At 64.7% G+C, this 20,549-nt stretch carries 18 protein-coding genes; 15 read left to right on the top strand and 3 right to left on the bottom strand.

Annotation, left to right across the window (positions count from 1 at the left end):
• Positions 1–118 precede the first annotated feature (118 nt).
• The 9 genes from OO12_RS22095 to OO12_RS22055 all read left to right on the top strand — a co-directional run bounded on the left by OO12_RS22095 (position 119) and on the right by OO12_RS22055 (position 8,496).
• Positions 119–661 (top strand): Csu type fimbrial protein, encoded by a 543-nt coding sequence (locus OO12_RS22095; protein WP_034160903.1) that lies wholly within the window; start codon positions 119–121, stop codon positions 659–661.
• Positions 662–672: 11 nt separating this feature from the next.
• Positions 673–1,428 carry a fimbrial biogenesis chaperone gene (locus OO12_RS22090; RefSeq protein WP_034160902.1) on the top strand — a complete coding sequence of 252 codons (756 nt, stop codon included), beginning with the start codon at positions 673–675 and terminating at the stop codon, positions 1,426–1,428.
• A 5-nt stretch (positions 1,429–1,433) separates the two neighbouring features.
• Entirely contained in the window at positions 1,434–3,827 is a 2,394-nt protein-coding gene (locus OO12_RS22085; RefSeq protein WP_082006717.1) for a fimbria/pilus outer membrane usher protein, read from the top strand.
• On the top strand, positions 3,818–4,204 hold the full coding sequence (locus tag OO12_RS22080; protein WP_152616592.1) for a hypothetical protein: 387 nt from the start codon (positions 3,818–3,820) through the stop codon (positions 4,202–4,204). The genes OO12_RS22085 and OO12_RS22080 overlap by 10 nt, the downstream gene beginning before the upstream one ends.
• Positions 4,205–4,214: 10 nt before the next feature.
• A complete protein-coding gene (locus tag OO12_RS22075) occupies positions 4,215–5,234 on the top strand; it encodes a Csu type fimbrial protein (protein ID WP_152616591.1) in 1,020 nt (339 codons plus the stop codon).
• 134 nt (positions 5,235–5,368) lie between these two features.
• On the top strand, positions 5,369–5,911 hold the full coding sequence (locus OO12_RS22070) for a Csu type fimbrial protein (protein ID WP_052216169.1): 543 nt from the start codon (positions 5,369–5,371) through the stop codon (positions 5,909–5,911).
• A gap of 44 nt (positions 5,912–5,955) precedes the next feature.
• On the top strand, positions 5,956–6,453 hold the full coding sequence (locus OO12_RS22065; RefSeq protein WP_034160900.1) for a Csu type fimbrial protein: 498 nt from the start codon (positions 5,956–5,958) through the stop codon (positions 6,451–6,453).
• 78 nt (positions 6,454–6,531) lie between these two features.
• Positions 6,532–7,044, top strand: coding sequence for a Csu type fimbrial protein (locus OO12_RS22060; protein WP_082006716.1), 513 nt, complete (start codon positions 6,532–6,534; stop codon positions 7,042–7,044).
• 66 nt (positions 7,045–7,110) lie between these two features.
• Positions 7,111–8,496, top strand: coding sequence for an RNB domain-containing ribonuclease (locus OO12_RS22055; protein WP_034160899.1), 1,386 nt, complete (start codon positions 7,111–7,113; stop codon positions 8,494–8,496).
• A gap of 115 nt (positions 8,497–8,611) precedes the next feature.
• Here OO12_RS22055 and OO12_RS22050 read toward each other — a convergent pair whose 3' ends face one another.
• On the bottom strand, positions 8,612–9,100 hold the full coding sequence (locus OO12_RS22050) for a helix-turn-helix domain-containing protein (protein ID WP_052216167.1): 489 nt from the start codon (positions 9,098–9,100) through the stop codon (positions 8,612–8,614).
• A gap of 540 nt (positions 9,101–9,640) precedes the next feature.
• Between OO12_RS22050 and OO12_RS22045 the strand changes: the two genes are divergently transcribed.
• The gene (locus OO12_RS22045; RefSeq protein WP_034160926.1) at positions 9,641–11,785 is read left to right on the top strand and encodes a TonB-dependent siderophore receptor; all 2,145 of its coding nucleotides are present in this window, start codon (positions 9,641–9,643) and stop codon (positions 11,783–11,785) included.
• A gap of 195 nt (positions 11,786–11,980) precedes the next feature.
• On the opposite strand, the gene OO12_RS22040 is transcribed toward OO12_RS22045, so the two are convergent.
• Positions 11,981–12,412: a hypothetical protein gene (locus OO12_RS22040; protein ID WP_052216165.1), complete on the bottom strand. Its 432-nt coding sequence runs from the start codon at positions 12,410–12,412 to the stop codon at positions 11,981–11,983.
• A 79-nt stretch (positions 12,413–12,491) separates the two neighbouring features.
• Positions 12,492–14,540 carry a sulfatase-like hydrolase/transferase gene (locus tag OO12_RS22035; protein ID WP_034160898.1) on the bottom strand — a complete coding sequence of 683 codons (2,049 nt, stop codon included), beginning with the start codon at positions 14,538–14,540 and terminating at the stop codon, positions 12,492–12,494.
• A gap of 229 nt (positions 14,541–14,769) precedes the next feature.
• On the opposite strand from OO12_RS22035, the gene OO12_RS22030 reads away from it, so the two are divergent.
• The 5 genes from OO12_RS22030 (at position 14,770) to OO12_RS22010 (ending at position 20,511) form a co-directional block, all read left to right on the top strand.
• Complete coding sequence (locus OO12_RS22030) at positions 14,770–16,017, top strand: putative DNA modification/repair radical SAM protein (RefSeq protein ID WP_034160897.1); 1,248 nt, start codon at positions 14,770–14,772, stop codon at positions 16,015–16,017.
• Between the two features lie 202 nt (positions 16,018–16,219).
• Positions 16,220–17,413: a parallel beta-helix domain-containing protein gene (locus OO12_RS22025; protein ID WP_034160896.1), complete on the top strand. Its 1,194-nt coding sequence runs from the start codon at positions 16,220–16,222 to the stop codon at positions 17,411–17,413.
• Positions 17,414–17,511: 98 nt separating this feature from the next.
• Positions 17,512–18,564, top strand: a complete 1,053-nt coding sequence (locus OO12_RS22020; RefSeq protein ID WP_235364962.1) for an SO2930 family diheme c-type cytochrome — start codon at positions 17,512–17,514, stop codon at positions 18,562–18,564.
• A 48-nt stretch (positions 18,565–18,612) separates the two neighbouring features.
• Positions 18,613–19,098 carry a hemerythrin domain-containing protein gene (locus OO12_RS22015; protein WP_034160895.1) on the top strand — a complete coding sequence of 162 codons (486 nt, stop codon included), beginning with the start codon at positions 18,613–18,615 and terminating at the stop codon, positions 19,096–19,098.
• A gap of 15 nt (positions 19,099–19,113) precedes the next feature.
• Complete coding sequence (locus OO12_RS22010; protein WP_034160894.1) at positions 19,114–20,511, top strand: UdgX family uracil-DNA binding protein; 1,398 nt, start codon at positions 19,114–19,116, stop codon at positions 20,509–20,511.
• Positions 20,512–20,549: the final 38 nt, after the last annotated feature.

The raw sequence follows: 20,549 nt of genomic DNA, 5'->3' as shown, positions 1-20,549 counted from the left end.
GTTCAATTGAATCACCCAAACTAATAGAAGTAGTATTTGCTAAGTACGTAGTTTATAATCGACTCTGGTCGGGGTGGGGCAGCTCGTTACCCGACGTGTAGTGGAGTTAATGCGTATTATGCGTTGGGTCGCCCGCGTCTTTGCGGTGACGTGCGCCGTCGTCCCGTCGACGGTGCAAGCACAGAGTTCACTCGGCACGCTCGACGTTCAGATGACGCTTGTTTCGGGATGTGAATTCTCCGCCGGGTCAGAGAATGCCGGCATCAGCCAGCGCGGCGCGCTGCTCGATTTCGGCACCGTGACTGATCCCTCGCGCCCGCTCGACGCCACCGCCTTTGCCGATAATGCCGGTGCGACACTCGGCATCGCCTGCTCGACATCCCATGTCGCCGCCAATGCGCCGACGGTTTCGATCGACGGCGGTAGCCACCGGCAAGGTTCCGAACGGCGCATGGCAGCGCCCGGAGGCAATTACGCGCCTTATCTTCTGTACCGCGATCCGGCGCGCAACGAGCCTTATGACCCCGATGTCCCGGTTCAACTGACCATCCCGACGGCAGGCATTTTCGTGCCGGTCGCCATCTACGCGCGCGTACCGCGCCCCGCCAGTCTCGCCGACGGCACCTACACCGACACGATCACGATTACGCTGACTTACTGAGGGGGAGTAATATGAGGAGATACGGACTCACGGCCGCGACCGCGCTGATGTTCGCTGTCCTGGCGCCCGATCTGGCCCACGCTGCATCGCTGCGCATCTCGCCGATCGGCGTCGACATGCCCTCCTCCGACCGGGCCGCGGCGATCACCATCGCGAATACCGATGCGGAACCCGTCAGCCTGCAGATCCGTCTCTATAAATGGTCGCAGGTCGATGGCGAAGAGAAGCTCGATCCGGCGACCGATATGTTCGTCAGCCCGCCGGCGATCACCGTGCCCGCCGGCAAATCCTACACCATCCGGGTCGCGCGACCGACGGCGTCGCCCGTCGACGGGGAGCTTTCCTATCGATTGCTGATCGATGAACTGCCCAAGCCGATCGATCCCCGCACGGTCGGCCAGGGCGTGAAGATGGTGCTGCGCACGTCGATGCCCATATTCATCGCTGACAAGAAAGCGATCGCCACCCTTGCCTGGTCGGTCTGGCAGGATGCCGAGGGTCTCCACGCTCAAGTGGTCAATACCGGCCGGCGCCACGCCAAGATCGCCGGCTTGTCGTTGCAGCCCGCCAGCGGGCCGGCGATCAGCTTCGGCGCGGGTCTTAACGGCTATGTCCTGGCCGGGGCGATCAAGCGGTTCGACCTGAAGGCCGAGGGCAATGCGCGATTGCCCCAGCTTGTGACCGGGTCGCCAGTCAAGTTGACCGCCAAGAATGATGCGCTGGACATTCTCGCAACCGTCCCTGTCGCCGCCCGCAAGGATCGGTGACGGGAATGCAGGTCTTGCCAGTCTCTCCTTTGCTGGCGACCGGCGTGCTGCTGATGATGCTCGCGGTACAGGCACAGGAGGCGGCGGCCGCCGTGACGGCATCCGATACGGCGAGCGGCGAGATGCTGCTGCTCGACGCGACGCTCAACGGCACGCCGACTCACCAGCTGCTCACGCTGCGGCGGCTGCCCGATGGCAGTTTCATTGCCCGCGCGAGCGAATTGCAGGCGCTGCGTATCCGGATCGATCCGAAGCTGGTGCAGGACGACAATGTCGCGCTGGCGGCGCTTTCCGGCCTGACCTTCCGCTACGATGAGGCGAGTCAATCGATTGCGCTGCAAGCGTCCGATGCTTTGCTGCAAGCCTATCAGGTCGGACTCGACGATGGCCGCACGCCGGTCGATCTGGAGGCGATCAAACCAACCCCCGGGGCGATCCTCAATTACGGCCTTTACGCCACGCAAGGCAGCGGACGGACGGCACTCAGCGGCACGGCGGAACTGATCGGCATGACGCCGTACGGCATCGTCTCGACCAATGGCGTCTTCAACACCGACCGCCGTTATGGCGGCCAGAACGTCGTCCGGCTCGACAGCAGCTGGCGCTACATCGATCCGCGGTCGGTCCGGTCCTACATCGTCGGCGATTTCGCCAGCAACGCTCTTGCCTGGACCAGCAGCGTCCGGCTGGCCGGATTCCAGATCGCCAGCGCCTTCGAGCAACGCTCGGACATCGTGACCACCGCCTTGCCGCAATTCTCGGGGTCGGCGGCATTGCCCTCGACGCTCGACCTGTACGTCAATCAGCAACGCATCTTCTCCGGCGAAATTCCGTCCGGCCCGTTCGATGTCCGCTCCCTGCCCTCGATCTCGGGCGGCGATGTGCGGCTGGTGACGACCGATGCCACCGGCCGACAAGTCGAGTTGAAGAAATCCTATTATTACGTCCCCGGCCAGCTCCGCACCGGACTGCTCGAATTCTCGCTCGACGTCGGCGTGCCCCGGCTCGACTATGGCATCCGGTCATTCAGCTATGACAGCACGGTCTTCGGATCCGGGTCGGTACGCTATGGCCTCAACCGCTCAACCACGCTCGAGGGCCATGCCGAACTGTCCAGTGGTGGCCTCGCCAATGCCGGGGTCGGGATCGTCCAGTCGATCGGCGGCTCAGGCGCCATCTCGGCTTCCGCCGCGGCGAGCAGCTACAAATCGGACACAGGCGCCAAATTCTCGGTACAGGCCGAAGGTGATCTTGCCGGCATTCGTTTCTACGCCGGCACCGAACGGACCATTGGCACTTACTTCGATCTGGCGCGCGTTTCGACCCTGCGCAATCTCTCCCGCACCGGTGCGCCATCGGGGAGTTTCACCGATCTGCTCGCCAGCACCGCCCGGGCGACGGCGATCGATCGCGCCGGGATTTCCTTCATCCCCTGGTTCGATCGCACCTCGATCAACCTCAGCTACAACGCGATCACCTCGCCGGGCTATCGCCAGCGCATCGCCAGCCTGGCCTTGTCGCGGGCGATAAACGAGCGGGCGACCTTTTACGCCAATGGCTATGTCGATGTGTCGCGGACCCGCAATTACGGTCTTTTCGGCACGATCACCGTCCGCATCGGCCGCAGCACCACCGTTACCGCCGGCGTCAGCCATGATACCGGGCGCACCGCCTATACGGTCAGCGCGGAGGGCCTTGCCGGGCAGCGCCAGGGTGATGTCGGCTGGGGCGTCAGCGACCGCGAAGTCTCGGGCGGCGACGATCAGCGCAGCGCCTATGTCAGCTACCGCGCCGCCGAGGCGCTGATCCGCGCGCGGGTCGATCAGAGCGGCTCGGCCTGGCGCGGCAGCCTCGACGTCGAAGGGTCGCTGATCGCTGCCGGCGGTGGTCTCTTCCCGGCCAACCGCATCGGCAATGGCTTCGTCATCGTGAAGAATGCCGGGCCGGGCGCCGAAGTGATCCAGGGCGGCGTCCGCATGGGCAAGGCGAACGGCAGCGGCAAGGCACTGCTGCCCGACGTCCAGCCCTATTATTCGCAGCAGGTCTTCATCGATCCCGCGACTCTCCCCGACGGCTGGGAAGCCGCCTCGACCGAGAAGGTCGCGATCACCGGCTATCGCCAGGGGGCCGTCGTCGATTTCGGCGCCAGGCTGGTGCGCAGCGCGGTGCTGATCCTGCATACCCGCGACGGCAAGCCGGTCCCTCCCGGCTACACGCTGCAGCTCGAAGGCGGCGAGAGCGCGCTCGTCGGTTATGACGGGGAAGCCTATGTCCGCGGGCTGGGGCCGGCCAATCGCCTCTCGATCGATCTCGGCCCCGCCGGCACATGCGCCGCGAGTTTCGCCTATGATGCACAAGGCCCGGCCCAGCCCAGGATCGGACCGGTGACATGTCAGTGACGCCCCGGATCTTCGCCGCAACGGCGTCGGCCTGGCTGCTCCTGGCCGGAGCCATGCCGGCATGCGGCGCGGGCCGCGATGTCGCCGCGGCCCGGCCCGATACGGAACTCGGGCCAGCGCGGCGCGGCGGCGCGGGGCCAGCGCGCGGCGCGATCTCGATGCAAGTGCGCATGGTCGTGCCGCGAGCCTGCACCATCGCGACGATGCCGGGCGGCGACGGCGTCCGGATCGAGTGCACCAGCGCGGTGCCTTACCGCGCGGTCATCACCTCGGATGCAGATCCCGACTTCATGGCGCCGTCAGCGTTTCAGGCCGGGCCGCGTGAGCGGAATGGGCTGGTCCGGATTCAGGCCCAGCGCCTGACCGTGGATTATTGAGGTGGATCCGATGCCCATCCCGATCATGAAATTGTTGCGCGGGCTGGTCGGGATGCTCGGCGCGGCCAGCTTTGCCGGCAATATGCTCGCCACCGCACTGATTGCCCTGCCGGCGCTGGTCGTCGCGACCCCAGCCCATGCCGCCTGCACCAATACCAGCGGCGCGACCCAGAACAGGACCTTCACCTATACCGCAGCCACGCTCGGCACCAATGCCAAGCTCGATTTTCCGTCGACGATAACCTGCCTCGGCATACTCAGCGATGGCCTCAGCTTCTGCATGGGGGCCATGTACACACCCACCGTCCTGTCCGGCGCCAGTTCGATGGCGTTGCGGCTCGATTTCGTCGACACCACCCATGGCCAGAGCGTCACCGGGATGAGCACGACCGGCACGATGTACGGCCCCTATGGTCCTGGTGGCGTCGGGATATCGACAACCGTGGCGACCCTCAGCGCGGTGGTTCCCGCACCCGCCGCCACATCGGTCCCCGCCGGTACATATACCCGCGCGTTCCAGATCTACATGGATATGGCCAGCGGTTCCACGTGTGATGCTTATGCCACCAACCTGGTCGATTTTGCCTATGGCAATTACACCGCGAACTTCGTGGTACCGAAGGTCTGCTCGCTCATCTCATCGCCGGCGATCAGTTTCGGCCCGGTGAGTAGTATCGGTCCGACAGCGGCGCGGATCGATGCCCAGGGGTCAGTGACCGTACAGTGCAACGACGCGTACACCATCTATATCGGTGACGGAAACAACCGCGTGGCGGCCGGCAGCGGCAATCGCCAGATGGCGAACGGCGCGGCGCGCCTGCCGTACCAGCTCTATAAGGACCCCGCCCGCTCCCAGATCTGGGACGCCACCGGCGGCACCGCCACCACTGGCGGCAGCGGCGGCCTTTCCGATACCGGCCTCGGCGCGAACCAGACCAAGACGGTCTACGCCGCGATTCCCATCGCCACCACGCTCCCCACGCTCAACGGCGCCTATTCCGACACCGTCGTCATCACGGTGACCTACTGATGGGCCCGCCGCTTTTCCTCAACCCGTCCGGGTCGGTGCGACAGCAGGCGCCGCCATGAGACCGCCATAGTCAACAACCGCAGCCGCCAAGCTCGAAACCAAACCCAGCTCGAAACCAGTCAAGGAACATCATCATGAAGACCATTATGAAATATCTCGCCCCGCCGACCGCCGCGGCGATCGCATGCCTGGCCATCGCCGCCCAACCCGCATCCGCCGCGACCGTCACCGGCAACGGCACGGTCACCGCCAACGTCCAGGCGGCGTGCAACCTCGTATCGACGCCGACCGTCCCGTTCGGCACGGTGAGCAGCGTCGGGCCGCTCGCGGCGGATATCCCCGCCACCGGCACGATCACCGTCGCGTGCAGCAACGGCGCGTCCTACACCGTCTATATCGGTGACGGCGCCAACCGTGTCGGGGTTGGCACCGGCCTTCGCCAGATGGCGAACGGCGCGGGTCGCCTCGCCTATCAACTCTACAAGGAAGTCGCGCACACCAATATCTGGGATGCGACCGGCGGGACTGCCGCGATCGGCGGCGCCGGCGGCGTCAACGGTACAGGTAGCGGCGCCAACCAGACATTGACTGTCTTCGGCCTGATCCCCGCCGGCACCGTGGTGCCGTCAGTGACGGGCGCCTATACTGATTCTGTTGTTGTTACAGTTACTTACTGACCGTGAAGACCATAAAACCGCTTGCTCAAGAAAGGAACGTCAAGATGAACAGGACCCTTTACGCACTCGCGCTGCCGGCGCTGCTGATCGCGGCACCGGCCTTTGCGGATACCGACACGGACACGCTCAACGTGACCGCCAATGTCGTCGCCTCGTGCAGCATCACCTCGACCTCGACGCTTGCGTTCGGTTCGGTGACGCAATCGGCCACCAATATCGACAATACCGGTTCGGTCGATCTGATCTGCACCAACACCACGCCCTGGTTTCTCTCGGCTGCGGCCGGGACCAATGCCAGCGGCGCGCAGAACCGGATGAAGCATGCCACGCTGGCCCAGTTCCTGAATTACGACATCTATTCGGATACGGGCCGCGCGACCCCCTTCCCGACGGTCGCCGGCACGCTTGGTGCAGGTAATACCGGCGGCGCCGGCACGGGCACGACCCAGACCGTCACGGTCTATGGCCGGATCCCGGCCGGCCAGACACTGCCGTCGCCCGGCAGCTATACGGACACCGTGACCATGACGGTGACCTATTGAGGATTCCGGGCCGGATCGCCTTTCCCGTGAAGGACGATCCGGCCTGATCCCGTCGGAGTCGATGCCGGATTCAATCGAATGATCAGATTCCTTATTCCAGCCATGCTCCTTGCCGGGGCAGGCTTGTGCCATGCGCAGACCGTACCGACCGCACCGCTCCAGGTGACGGCGTCGGTCGACCCGGTGTGCGACATTGGCGGCGCGCCGGATGGCAATTTGCCCTCCGGCCAAGGCGATTTCGGCCGTCATTCCGCTTTGGGCGTGGAATTCGACCGCGACATCATCCTGACGATGTCCGTCGACCTGTCGATCCGCTGCACCAAAGGCGTCACCCCGACCATCGCCTTTGACTATGGCCAGAACGCCAATGGATCGCAGCGCCGGATGCGCGGCCCGCACAGTGCGCTGATCCCCTATGAATTGCGCCGCGGCCTGGCGACCGCGCCGCTGTGGGACGACCGACCCTGGCCCGTCACCATCGCTGCCGGCCAGGAACAGCGGCTGCCCGTCTATGGCACGGTCACGTCGCTGCAGCCCAACCTTCCCGACGGCATCTACACCGATCAGGTCCAGGTGACGCTGAGCTATTGACCCGCCGGGCGAAGAGCACGGATCCGCGCCTTTCCGAAAAGGCGCGGACGGTGTAGTCGATAGGCGATGAAGGCACTCGCCGATCCCGACAATGCCCTGGCGCATGGCCTGGCGACGATCCGCGGCCAGTTTCAGGTGCCGGACGGTTTTCCCGCCAATGTCCTTGCCGCCGCCGCTGCCGCCTCGACCCGTGCCCCAACGCAGCATGTCGACCGCACCGCCCAGCGGTTCGTCACGCTCGACCCGGCCGCCTCGACCGACCTCGACCAGGCCTTTGCGATCGACGCGAGCGGCGCCGACCTGCTGCTCCATTACGCCATCGCCGATGTCGCCTGGTTCGTCGACGATGGCGATGTCATCGATACCGAGGCATGGCAGCGCGGCACGACGCGCTATCTGCCCGATGGCAAGGCCGGGCTCTATCCACCGGTGCTTGCCGAAGCCGCTGCCAGCCTGTTGCCCGATGGCCCGCGCCCGGCGGTGATCTTCACCGTGCGCGTTGCCCCGGACGGCGGCGTGCGCCTCGACGGCGCCGAGCGCGCGATCATCCGCAGCGCCGCCAAGCTTGCCTATGACAGCGTGCAGGACGCCGACTTGCCCGCCGGTTTCGCCGAACTGGCAACGCGCATCCAGGCCGCCGAGGACCGGCGCGGCGCGGCGCGCGTCGATCCGCCCGAACAGGAAGTCGCCGCACTTGGCGACGGCAAATATCAGCTCGCGTTCCGCCCGCTGCTTGAATCGGAAAATCGCAACGCCGCGATGTCGCTGGCGTCCAATATGGCGATCGCCGATGCGCTGCAGGCGCATCATACCGGGTTGTTTCGGGTGATGGCCGAACCCGACGCGCGCGCGATCAAACGGTTGCGTCACACCGCCAGCGCCTTCGGCCTGACCTGGCCCGACGCAGTGCCGCTCACGCAGTTCGAACGCACGCTCGATCCGACCGACCCGCGCCAGGCGGCGTTCATGCTGGCAATCCGGCGCGCCGGCATGGGCGCCTCCTATGTGCCGTATCGCGAGGGCGTGGTGCCGTGGCACGCCGCGATGGCCGCGACCTATGCCCATGCCACCGCACCGCTGCGCCGCCTCGCCGATCGCTATGTGGTCCGCGCCACGCTGGCGATCGCCAATGGCCAGGCCGTGCCCGATGTCGTGACCGAAGCATTCACGCGCCTGCCCCAGGTGATGGCGCGTGCCGACGCGCTGAGCGGGCGGATCGACCGCGCGGTGATCGACCTGGCCGAGACGGTCATGCTGCACGGCCAGGAAGGGCAGGTCTTCCCGGCGGTCGTGACCGATGTGACCGATCACGGAGCGCGCATGCAGTTGCGCGACTTGCCGGTGGTCGCCAATGTCAGCGCGCATAATGTGACGCCGGGCGATGCGCTGCGTGTCCGGCTCATGGCGGTCGACCGGGAACAGCGCACTTTGTCGTTCGAGCGGATCAATTAGAAGAGCCAGCGTGGGGATGGAACCACTCCCGTTCGTTTCGAGCGGATAGGGGTGGCTCAGCTCAGTTCGGAAATGCTCCAGTTGATGGTGCGGCGGGGTGACGCCGACCGGACACCTATTCGCGCGCATGATAGCGCAGCGCCTCACGGAATTCGGGCGATTCCCGGTTACTCACCCGAGCTGCCGCCTTGCGGAGTTCCTCCGCCCAGTTTGTCGCCTCCTCTGGCGGCGGCATGGGGCAGGCCCAGATTGCGGGGCGGCGGGCGCGCATCCAGTGCAGCGCGGCAGCGACATCGGCGCGGACTTCGCGCTTGTAGCGCACGATCACCGGCTCTTCGCCCCCGACCGGCGGATAGACGCGCACCGCCTCCTCCTCATAGCCGATCGCGCGCTCGTACAGCGCGCGCTCGACACGGTCGTCGGCCACTTCCTTACCGAGCTTGGTCGCTTCGGCGAACTCAGGGTAAGCGGCGCGCCAGCGAAAGATGGTGGTGCGCGAGACGCCGAACGCCGCGGCAAGCTCACGATCGGTCAGACCCTGGGCATAGAGGTCCCGCGCCTGGCGGACATAAGCCGGTTTGAAGGTCGAGGGACGGGTTTCCATGCTTGCCGCAATAACGGCGGTCGGGCGGCGTTTGAATCATGCCGGGCGACGGCGGCAATGGGAGATATGTTACACCGGATTGTACCATATCTCCCGTTGCGGCGCGTGCAGGGCATTCCACCGACGTTGCTGGATGTCGACGATGGACTGCATTGAGCAACACCGCCATTAAAATAACTTTAATTCAATGACTTAAATCACTCAAAAGCCCCGACGGCTCAGAACAACCGGGGCATCCGCAATGAAACACGACCATGCGTGCCGTCATGCTGAGCGACATCGATCCCGCGCCGTTGCGCGCATCACGGGCCACGCTTGTTTTCAACTCTTGCAACTGCGAGTTAATCGCATTAACGACGCGCGCCTCGGCAGGGTATCATTGCCTCAGTCGTCGCGAACGGGTTGCGCGCTTCACCCCCCAGATCTTGCCGGTCCGCTTCGCGGTACCCGGCCCGATTCTGGCGGCGGCGACAGCGCATGCGCCCGGCGCAACGCGGAAGGTGAAACGCGCCGGGAGATGATATTGAAAAGGGGAAAATGATGCGTCGTTCATTTCGCTTGCTGCTCGCGGGCTCTGCCTGGTTGTTCACGCCGGCACTGCTTCACGCACAGCAAACCCAGCCAGCGGACACCGCGCCGGATGGCGAAGTCAATGACGACATCGTCGTGACCGGCTATGGCCGCAGCGACCAGCCCACCACCGCCACGGGGCTACGCCTCACCCCGATCGAAACGCCACAGACGATCAGTGTCATCACCCGGCAGCAGATCGACGACCAGGCGCTGATATCGATCAACGACGCGCTCGATTTTGCCGTGGGCATTTCCAAGAAGGACATTGATCGCGGTCGCAGCGCGATTTCCTCGCGTGGCTTCGAAGTGCAGAATTTCCAGCTCGACGGCGCGCCGTTCGCCAACGGGAATGTCGGCTTTGGCGAAACCAGCACCGCGATCTACGAGCGCGTCGACCTGGTGCGCGGCGCGGCGGGCCTGATGCATGGGGCGGGCGATCCGTCGGCGGTCGTCAACCTGATCCGCAAACATGCCGATGCCAGTGAATTTGCCGGCTCTGTCAGCCTCGAAGCCGCGTCATGGAACCGCTTTGCCGTGACCGTGGATGGCCAGTCGCCGCTCAATGCCGCCGGAACCGTGCGTCTGCGCGCCGTCGTTCAGGCATCGCGGCAGGACGGCTTTGTCGATCGCGAAAAGAAGCAGAGCCTGGTCCTTTATACCGTGCTGGATGCCGACCTGGGCGACCGTACCAAATTGTCGGTCGGCGCCAGCTATCAACGCGACGACCGCGACGGGGTGATGTGGGCGCAGCTGCCCTATTGGTACACCGACGGGACGCGGACCAACTGGCCGCGATCCAAGACCACCGGCACCGACTGGGGGTTCTGGAATACCACCGAGATTTCGGCCTTCGCCACCCTGACGCGTGAACTGGGCGGGGAATGGAGTCTTCGCGGCGATGTCAGCTATCACAAGGGATTGGAAAATTCGAAGCTGTTGTGGCTCGACGGCACGCCCGACCGGGTCACCGGCGGCGGCATGGCCACCACAGGCTATTGGTTCAACGCCAATCCCGAACAATGGAATGGCAGCATTCAGGCCAACGGCCCGTTCTCGCTGCTGGGCGGCCATCATGATCTGGCCGTCGGCGCAATGGTGAACTACCTGAGCGACGGCTGGAGCAATCGCACGCCCATCGCCATCGATCCGATCGGCGACTTCAACCATTGGAACGGCGAGCTTGGCGATCCCGAATGGGCCCCGCGCTATTTGTCCAGCCAGGGCAATACCACCCAGGCCGCGCTATATGCCACGACGCGGATCAGCGTGCTTCGCGGGCTGAAGTTCATCGGGGGCGGGCGCCTGAGTTATTTCAAGCGCAACGAGGATGTGACCCGGGACAACCCCACCGCCTACAAGCTGAGCTATAAGGGCGTGCTCACGCCCTATGCCGGGCTGGTCTATGACATCACCGCCAACCTGTCCGCTTATGTGAGCTACACCAATATCTTCAAGCCGCAGGGCAATGTCCGCGACCGCAACGGCCGCTTGCTCGATCCGCTGGAAGGGAAGAATTACGAGGCGGGCCTGAAGGCGCTGCTGCTCGATGGCAAGCTCCTCGCAACCGCCGCCGTGTATCGTATCGAACAGGATAATCTGGCCGTTCCCGATGGGGACCTTAAGGTACCGGGCACCGCCAACCCGGCCTATCGCGGTGCGAATGGGACGGTCGCCAAGGGGTATGAACTGGAAGTCGTCGGCAAGGTGACGCCGCAATGGGACGTCAGCGTCGGCTGGAGCCAGTATAGCGCCAAGGATGCCGATGGCGTGGACGTGCTCAGCCATCAACCGCGCCGGGCGTTCAATTTCTCGACCAAATATGCCTTTACCGGGGTGCTCGACGGACTCGATCTTGGCGGCGCGCTCAAATGGGAAAGCCGGCCGCCGGTCACCGCCAAAATTCCCGACACCGCCGTGGTGGAGCCAATCGGCCAGCCTGCCTATGCCATCGTCAATATCATGGCGCGTTATGATCTGAGTAAACAGCTGTCGCTCCAGCTCAATGTCGACAATCTCTTCGACAAGGTTTTCTTCAGCGGCAACAGCTGGTTTCCCGGCTTCGTTTATGGCGAGCCAAGGAATGCACGGGTGACGTTGAAGTATAAATTCTGACCGACAGGCTCGATCCGGCTCAGCCGGGCACTGGTCGCGTCGCGCGAGCCGCCTTGCACGCGGCGCGCGCGGCGGTTGGTTGCGGCGGTCGGTTCACGTGGGTCAACCCGGTTCGAAACGGCTCCCGTCCATGGCCTTTGTCGGGGAGGTGCATGAAGAGGAGAGTCGCAATCCGCGGCGTATGATTCCCGTCTTCTACAGGCTGGCGACCACGCCCGGGCGCTCATTGTCCCAGATCATGCTGATCACCCGCCAGCCATTTTCGTCCTTGTAGAGCTGAATCGAATTGATGCCGCGCCGATCCAGATCCCCGGCATCGATTGCGCGCCGCGCCTCATAGATGCTCCAGACATGGGCGATATTGCCGAAGATGTTGATCTTCCGGGCGGTTTCGATCTCGTAAAAATCATTCTCGGCGAAAAAGGGCGCGGTATCGGCGGCATAGCCCTCACGATCCATGATCCGGATCGCCGGTTTGCCATCGTCGTCGATCCAGGTGCGCATCTGACGGCTGTCTTCATGGAAGGTCGCGCGCTGTCGCGACCAGTCGCGCGGGCCCGCCGGCCCGGAAACGGTGTCGTAAAGCACCTCGAGCACCTTGCCGATTTCGATCTCGTCGGTCGTCATCCGCGGACCTCTCCCCTGAATTCTCAAATGTCGAACCCATCGCGACAGCCTATATTACCCAGTGCCGGGCATCGCTCCATCACAAATCGCGACGCTCCAGCCGCCGCAGCAACGCCGCCAGATGATCGGCCACACCCTGCACCCGCTCGGCATCGGGCAAGTCGCCCCGCGCGCGGGGCGGCGTGGCGCTGACCTCGACCAGATTGATCGCTTCATTGGGATCGCGCGCCAGGTCGTACATCTCCCATTGCTGCGCTTCCTTGCCCGACGGGTCGAAATAGCGCGCCAGCTTATAGTCATGCGTGCGCACGCAGCGGATATTATTGGGCTGCCTGATCGACCCCGGCGTCAGGTCGACCGGGGGCTTGCCGCCCGCGCCGTGGCGCACCGCGTCGACCACTTTCTGATAGACCGCGAATTCCTCATAGCTGTGCTTCTCCTGCGCGGTGCGCGACGGCGGCAGCGGCGCGGTGATCTCGTCATCAGTGATGAACAGGACGCCTTCGCGTATCTCGCCATCGGGCTCGATGATCGGCATCGCGGCCCCGCCGTTCAATGCATTGGCGATGATCGCGGAGAGATCGACACCGGGCAGCGGCGGCACCGGGCGACTCTGCGCCAGTTCCGCGCTGGTCTGCCGGCGTTTCTCGTCATGGACCCCGGCAAGGCCGAGAATCGTCGGCAGCAGATCGATATGGCTGGTCAGCGCATCGAGCTGCGCCGGATCGGGTGCGATCACCCCGGCATCGGTCGAGCCCGTGGTCTGCGCGGTGACGGGGAATTTCACCACCACCGGCACGTGCAGCGCCTCCTGATACGCGGCGTGCCATTTCTCGATCATCATGCCGTGCGCGGTGCCGAATTCGCCATGATCGGCGAGAAAGATGACGATGGTGTTGTCGGCCTGGCCCGAGTCCTCGAGCGCGGTCAACACGGCATCGACATGCACATCGACCACCGCGTGCAGCCAGGCATAGAGCTGCAGGAACTGTTCGCAATTCGCATCGGGATCGTCGGACAGCTGGAACGGCAGGCAGCTTCGCAGCGACAGGTCGACCGCCGCGTCCATTGCATGGTCGCCGCCGGGATCGAGCCCCTTGCTCTCCGCAGCGCTGGCCAGGCCATTGACGATATTGAACCCGGCCTTGGCGGCAAGCGCCAGCCCGACCTTATAGGCCGCCTCATGCTGCGCGCTCGGCTTGTCGGCCAGGCTTTCATTCTGGGTCGGCGCGGCGCGCGCGCAATCCTGCGGGAAGCCTTGCGGGTTAAGCGGAATCGTGATGCTGCCGGCGACCGGCGCCGGCGTCTTGTCGACCTCCAGCGGCACGGTCAGCGGGCCGAAGATCGATTGCGTGCCGGACCGCGTATCGGCATCGGGCAGCGCCTGGGCGATCACGCCGGGATAGGTCGCGATGTCGTGCGGATTGGTGAAGGATGCGACCGCGAACCAGGGCGGGATGGCATTCTTGTCGGGGCCGGTCGTTGCCGGATCCTGCACCGCCATCGAGGCATAGGCGCGGTTGTAGTTGGAGGCGAGGCCCTGGCGGCGGATGAAGCTGCAGGCGCTGTCGGTGAAGCCGACATCGCGGTAGATGCCGAGATTATTGGCCTGCGACCCGTGCGGCTCGGGATAGGATTCCTCCCAATTGTCGAAGCCGTAGCGCTTCAGCGAATGTTCCGGCGGGTTGGAGACATGCCATTTGCCGAAATAATGCGTCGAATAGCCGACCGAGCGCAGCCAGGTGCCGAGCGTCGGAATGCCGTCGGCCTCGAGCCAGGGGAAGTTCGCCGAATCGCCATTCTTGAACAGGCCGTCGGTCTGGGTGACGCCGGTCCTGGTGCCATATTGCCCGGTATAGATCGTCGCCCGGCTCGGCGTGCAGGCGCTTGCCGCGATCGTGTGGTTGCGCAGCACCACGGCATTTTCGCGCAGCCGCAACAGGCCGGGGAAATATCTGGCGTAGCGGTTATGCTTCCCGATCTCGCCCTGGAAGCCAAGGATCTGCTTCAACTCCTCATCGAAGCCGCCCGTCGCGCCATAGGAGAAGCGCGGGAAGCGATACTGGTCGCAGGTGATCACCAGGATGTTGTGCGGTGGCGGTGTCTCGTTCGTGCTGCCCGTCGCCATGTTCTCGCCCCCTTTTCAGCCTCGCCCGGGCAGGAGGGTCGTGGATCAGTGCCGGGAAGGCAATGCGCCGCCATCGTCAACGCCGATGTTTTGAAACCATTGCGGTTGTTTCGACGCCGATTTCATCTGTCGTCGGGCCGGGACATGATGACGGCACATCGGCCCGTGATCGAAAATTCCTGAACTTTCAGGTCTTTACGATAGCTCAAATAGAACATATAAAGAACGAATGACCCAGATCGACATTCAGCAGAAGCTCGAAATCCTCGCCGATGCGGCGAAATATGACGCGTCCTGCGCGTCATCGGGTACGGTCAAGCGCAACGCGCGCGACGGCAAGGGGCTTGGGTCGACCGATGGCGGGATGGGCATCTGCCATGCCTATGCGCCCGACGGGCGCTGCATCAGCCTGCTCAAGATCCTGCTGACCAACAGCTGCATCTTCGACTGTCATTATTGCATCAACCGCAAGAGCAGCAATGTGCGCCGCGCACGCTTTACCGCCGACGAAGTCATCCGGCTCACCCTCGCCTTCTACCGGCGCAACTATATCGAAGGGCTGTTCCTGTCGTCGGGCATCATCCGCTCGTCCAACTACACGATGGAACAGATCGTCGCGGTCGCGCGGAGCTTGCGCGAGGATCATCATTTCCGCGGCTATATCCATTTGAAGACCATCCCCGACGCCGATCCCGAGCTGGTGCATCAGGCCGGGCTGCATGCCGACCGCGTGTCGATCAATGTCGAGTTGCCGACCGCGAGCGGGCTCAAACGGCTCGCGCCGGAGAAATCCGAGAGCCGGATCGAAGGCGCGATGACCGAGATGAAAGCGGCGATCATCGACACCGCCGATGCCACGCGGAAATACCGGTCGGCGCCGACATTCGCGCCGGCCGGGCAATCGACTCAGATGATCGTCGGGGCGGACGCCGCGACCGACGGCGACATCGTGCGCAAGGCGTCGACGCTCTACGACCGTTTCGGGCTCCGGCGGGTCTATTATTCGGCCTTCTCGCCGATTCCCGATGCCAGTGCGATCCTGCCGCTGCAGCGCCCGCCGCTGCTGCGCGAGCACCGGCTGTACCAGTCGGACTGGCTGATGCGCTTCTATGGCTATGACGCGAGCGAGGTCGTCGCGGCGACCGATGCCGCAACCGGCATGCTGCCGCTCGACATCGATCCCAAGCTGGCCTGGGCATTGAAGTTTCGCGGCGCCTTTCCGGTCGATGTGAACAAGGGGCCGCGCGAAATGCTGCTGCGCGTGCCCGGGCTCGGGACCAGGGCGGTCGATGCGATTCTCACCGCGCGGCGCTGGCGGCGGCTGCGGCTCGAGGATGTGGCGCGGCTGACCGTGTCGGTGGTGAAGGTGCGGCCCTTCCTGATCGCCGAGGGCTGGCGGCCCGGCGCGCTGACCGATCTGGCGGGGCTGAAGACCATTCTTGCGCCGAAGCCGAAACAGATGGAGCTTTTCACCTGATCAGGGCTGGAAAAAAGCCGCCAATGTCCCGCTTCCCCGAAATAGCTATTGACCATAAAATAGTTATCGCTAGATTTTTCACCAATGCCGGAACATGTCGGCACGGATGCGGAATCGGCAAGGCCAAAGGCTCCGGTTCGGTCCGAGAATGATCGTCATAGACGTGGGGCGAACCCGCGCATGACACTAGAGGAGCTGTACCATGAAACATATCCTGCCGTTCGCGGCGCTTGCGATCATTACATCGCCCGCGCTGGCCAAGACCGTCACCGTCGCGCCCGGACCCGATGCGCAATCGCGGCTGCAGGGGGCGCTGATCGAAGCGGCGCCCGGCGACGTGATCGAGATCGGCGCGGGGCGCTTCGACCTGACCGACGGCCTGTCGCTCGATGTGAACAAGGTCACGGTGCGGGGCGCCGGGCCGGACAAGACGGTGCTCAGCTTCAAGGGACAATTGGGCGCGGGCGAAGGCCTGCTCGTCACCTCCGACGATGTCGTGCTGCGTGGCTTCGCGGTCGAGGATTCGAAGGGCGACGGGATCAAGACCAAGGGTGCCGACCGCATCGTCTACAAGAATGTCCGCGTCGAATGGACGGGCGGGCCCAAGGAAACCAATGGCGCCTATGGCATCTATCCAGTCGAGAGCAGCGATGTGCTGATCGATTCGGTGGTGGTGAAAGGCGCGTCCGACGCGGGCATCTATGTCGGCCAGTCGAAGCGGATCATCGTGCGCAACTCGCGCGCCGAAGGGAATGTCGCGGGGATCGAGATCGAGAACAGCCGCAACGCCGATGTCTATGGCAATACCGCAACGCATAATACCGGCGGCATCCTGGTGTTCGACTTGCCCAATCTGCCGGTGATGGGCGGTGGCGATATTCGCGTGTTCAAGAATATGGTGGTCGAGAACGACACCCCCAATTTCGCGCCCAAAGGTAACATCGTCGCCACCGTGCCCACCGGCACCGGCGTGCTGGTGATGGCGAACGACAATGTCCATGTCTTCGACAACGACCTGTTGGGCAACGCCACGGCCAATGTGATGATCGTCAGCTATCGCAAGGCCTTTACCGACACGCGCTACAACCCGTTGCCGCGCGGAATCGCGGTCGGCGGCAACCGCCACGGCAAAGCCGGCTTCGCACCGCAACTGCCCGGCGGCGAGCAGCTCGCCAAGACGTTCGGTGGGTCGATCCCGCCGATATTGTGGGATGGAACGGGCGACACGGCCGGCCTGGCGGTCACCGACAAGGTCGCGGTGCTCAGCCTGGGTCTGGCGCTCGCCGCGCCGCCGGAGACGGCCAAGCCGGCCCCCGCCGACCTGTCCAGGGGCAAGGCCGGCGCTCAACCCGCCAAGGTCGTATTGCCCGCAGCCATGGAGGCAGCCGCGCGGTGACTCTCCGGCGCTGGTCCTGGTTTAGCGCTTCCCCGGCGAAAGCTGGGGTCCAGTCGCAATGCCCTGCAACTGGACCCCAACCTTCGCCGGGAACCCTGTTGGCGGCGATCGTCTCGGCAATCGGCGGCATGGTGATCCTGACCGCCGCCGTGTCGGACGCGCGCGGGGTGAACGATGCGGCCATCATCGCCGAGGGGTATCCGGCGACCTTGTCCGAGTTCCGCCTGTTCGCCGACACCGCGAACCGCACGCCGGCGGCGCGGGTGATGCCCTATACGCTGAACACTCCGCTCTTCTCCGACTATGCCGAGAAACAGCGCTATATCTATATTCCCGGCGGCAAGACCGCTGCCTATGATCCCGACAAGGTGATCGACCTGCCGGTCGGATCGGCGCTGATCAAGACCTTTGGCTATCAGCAATCGGGCAGGTTCAAGGCGCTCGAGACGCGCCTGCTGCTCCACCGCGCCAATGGCTGGGTGGCGCTTCCCTATGTGTGGAATGATGCGGGCACCGACGCGGTGCTGAAACGCGCCGGCACGCGCATCCCGGTGACCTTCACCGATCCGTCGGGTGTCGCGCGCACGATCAGCTATTCGGTGCCCAATCAGAACCAGTGCAAGGATTGTCACGCGCTGTCGGGCGTGATCACCCCGATCGGACCCAAGGTTCGCAATCTCAATGACGGCAAACAGCTCCAGGCGCTGCTCGCGGCGAAGATGCTCGACCGCCTCCCCGCCGACGCTCCGCGCCTCGCGCGCTGGGACGATCCCGCGGCCCCGCTTGCCGACCGCGCGCGTGCCTATCTCGAGACCAATTGCGCGCATTGCCACAACCCGAACGGCGCGGCGTCCAACTCGGGCCTGTATCTCGACTGGCACCGGGCCGACCTGAATGCGCGGGGTATCCTGAAGCACCCGGTCGCGGCGGGGCGCGGCAGCGGCAGCGGCGAATTCGATATCGATCCCGGCCATCCCGAACGCTCGATCCTGATCTTCCGCATGGAAAGCACCGATCCCGGCATCGCCATGCCCGAACTCGGGCGCGCAACAGTCCATGCCGAGGGGGTCGCGCTGCTCACCCGCTGGATCGCCGCGATGCCACCGGGCGACGCGCCGACCAGCATGGGGGTGAAAGCGACTCGCAACTGAAACAAGCACCGCCGCGATCGGTTCTCCTGCCAACCACAGGAGAGTTTGATGGCCGACGCCCGTATCTTTGCCGATCTCAAGGCTGACCATGACCGCCACCGCACGCTGCTTGCGCAGATCGGCGAGACCTCCGGCGCGAGCGAGGCGCGCGAGACATTGTTCGAGGCATTCCGGGTCGAAGTATCGGCCCATGCCGCGGCCGAGGAGGAGTCGCTCTATGCGACCATGCTCGGCAATCCCGCACTGCGCGACGACGCCCGTCATTCGGTGTCCGAGCATAAGGAGATCGACGATTATCTCGGCGAACTGGCCGAGATCGACATGGCCACCGGCGCATGGCTGACCAAGTTCAGGGAAATGCGCCATCGCTATGAGCATCACATCGACGAGGAGGAGGAAGAGATGTTTCCCGCCGCGGCCGAAGAGCTCAGCAGCGCGGAGGAGAAGCGGCTGGCCAAGGTCTTCGAGACGCGCAAGCCGAAGGAGCTGGCCCGCGCCGAAGCCTCGCCGCCGGGCAGCGACGAGCGCGACTGACGCGGCGGCGCGGCGGTGAGGACTGTGATCCTCGCGGAACCGGACGATGTCGAAGGCTGGCGCGACGCCGCGCGCGCATTGGCCGCCGACGCCGTTCCGCCCGAGCAGGTCATCTGGCAGCTCGGTGAGGCCGGCGGCGACCTCTTCGCCGGAACGACGGCGTTACCGCCCTCGCCGGTGCCTGCCGGCTTCTCCGTCCCGCGCGCCTTTATCGACCTGGCGCATGATGTGGTGCCGCACAGCGATCCTGCGCGTTTCGCCTTGCTCTACACGCTGCTCGTTCGGCTTCGCACCCAGCCGGGGCTGATCGAGGATCGCGCCGATCCGCTGATCCGCCGCCTTGATCATCTCGCCACGCAGGTGCGGCGCGACATCCACAAGATGCGCGCCTTTCTGCGCTTCCGCGAAGTGCCGGGCGCGGAAGGGCCGCGCTTCGTCGCCTGGTTCGAGCCCGAGCATCACATCGTCCGCGCCAATGCCGCCTTCTTCATCGAGCGCTTCGCATCGATGCGCTGGTCGATCCTGACCCCCGCGCTGTCGATCCACTGGGACGGCAAGACGCTGGAGGAGGGGCCCGGCGCGATGAAGGGCGACGCGCCCGGCGGCGATCCGGTCGAGGATGTGTGGAAGACCTATTACGCCTCGATCTTCAATCCGGCACGCGTCAAGATCGGCGCGATGCTCAAGGAAATGCCCAGGAAATACTGGAAGAACATGCCCGAAACCGCGCTGGTTCCCGGCCTGATCGCAGCGGCGCAGGCGCGGGAGAGCGGCATGATCGAAACGGCGCGCGCCTGTACCCACGGCAATATCCGGGACGCGTGGGAAGCGCTGCGCGACGAAGCGGCGGATTGTATGCGCTGCCCATTGCACAAGGACGCGACGCAGGTCGTGTTCGGCGAAGGCCCGGTCGATGCCGCGCTGATGTTCGTCGGCGAGCAGCCGGGCGACCAGGAGGATCTGGCGGGCAAGCCGTTCGTGGGGCCGGCGGGCCAGATGTTCGACCGTGCACTGGCTGACGCGGGGATCGATCGGGCGAGCGTCTATGTCACCAATGCGGTCAAGCACTTCAAGTTCGAGCAACGCGGCAAAAGGCGCCTTCATGCCAGGCCCGGCGCGGGTGAGATCGAGGCATGCCGCTGGTGGATCGACCAGGAACGCCTGCTGATAAAGCCGCGCGTGACGGTCGCGCTGGGCGCGACGGCCGCGCGATCGCTGTTCGGGAAGACGATGACCATCAGCCATGTGCGCGGGCAGCAACTGGTTCTCCCCAGCGACGGCGGCGAGGCGTGGGTCACGGTTCACCCAAGCTATCTGCTGCGCCTGCCCGACGAGGCTATGAAGCAGGCGGAGTTTGCCCGCTTCGTCGAGGATTTGCGGAGGATCGCGGACCGGATCGGCGCCGGGAAATAGGGGCTTCCCTTTGCCGCCAACCTCCCCCATCGCATCTG

Origin of the sequence: Sphingomonas sp. ERG5 (genome assembly GCF_000803065.1) — a bacterium.
GTDB lineage: Bacteria > Pseudomonadota > Alphaproteobacteria > Sphingomonadales > Sphingomonadaceae > Sphingomonas.
This window is presented reverse-complemented; position numbering and strand designations above follow the sequence as displayed.

Coding starts and splice junctions, on each gene's coding strand:
- OO12_RS22095 (WP_034160903.1), top strand. CDS start 119: ATGCGTTGGGTCGCCCGCGTCTTTGCGGTGACGTGCGCCGTCGTCCCG.
- OO12_RS22090 (WP_034160902.1), top strand. CDS start 673: ATGAGGAGATACGGACTCACGGCCGCGACCGCGCTGATGTTCGCTGTC.
- OO12_RS22085 (WP_082006717.1), top strand. CDS start 1,434: ATGCAGGTCTTGCCAGTCTCTCCTTTGCTGGCGACCGGCGTGCTGCTG.
- OO12_RS22080 (WP_152616592.1), top strand. CDS start 3,818: ATGTCAGTGACGCCCCGGATCTTCGCCGCAACGGCGTCGGCCTGGCTG.
- OO12_RS22075 (WP_152616591.1), top strand. CDS start 4,215: ATGCCCATCCCGATCATGAAATTGTTGCGCGGGCTGGTCGGGATGCTC.
- OO12_RS22070 (WP_052216169.1), top strand. CDS start 5,369: ATGAAGACCATTATGAAATATCTCGCCCCGCCGACCGCCGCGGCGATC.
- OO12_RS22065 (WP_034160900.1), top strand. CDS start 5,956: ATGAACAGGACCCTTTACGCACTCGCGCTGCCGGCGCTGCTGATCGCG.
- OO12_RS22060 (WP_082006716.1), top strand. CDS start 6,532: ATGATCAGATTCCTTATTCCAGCCATGCTCCTTGCCGGGGCAGGCTTG.
- OO12_RS22055 (WP_034160899.1), top strand. CDS start 7,111: ATGAAGGCACTCGCCGATCCCGACAATGCCCTGGCGCATGGCCTGGCG.
- OO12_RS22050 (WP_052216167.1), bottom strand. CDS start 9,100: ATGGAAACCCGTCCCTCGACCTTCAAACCGGCTTATGTCCGCCAGGCG.
- OO12_RS22045 (WP_034160926.1), top strand. CDS start 9,641: ATGCGTCGTTCATTTCGCTTGCTGCTCGCGGGCTCTGCCTGGTTGTTC.
- OO12_RS22040 (WP_052216165.1), bottom strand. CDS start 12,412: ATGACGACCGACGAGATCGAAATCGGCAAGGTGCTCGAGGTGCTTTAC.
- OO12_RS22035 (WP_034160898.1), bottom strand. CDS start 14,540: ATGGCGACGGGCAGCACGAACGAGACACCGCCACCGCACAACATCCTG.
- OO12_RS22030 (WP_034160897.1), top strand. CDS start 14,770: ATGACCCAGATCGACATTCAGCAGAAGCTCGAAATCCTCGCCGATGCG.
- OO12_RS22025 (WP_034160896.1), top strand. CDS start 16,220: ATGAAACATATCCTGCCGTTCGCGGCGCTTGCGATCATTACATCGCCC.
- OO12_RS22015 (WP_034160895.1), top strand. CDS start 18,613: ATGGCCGACGCCCGTATCTTTGCCGATCTCAAGGCTGACCATGACCGC.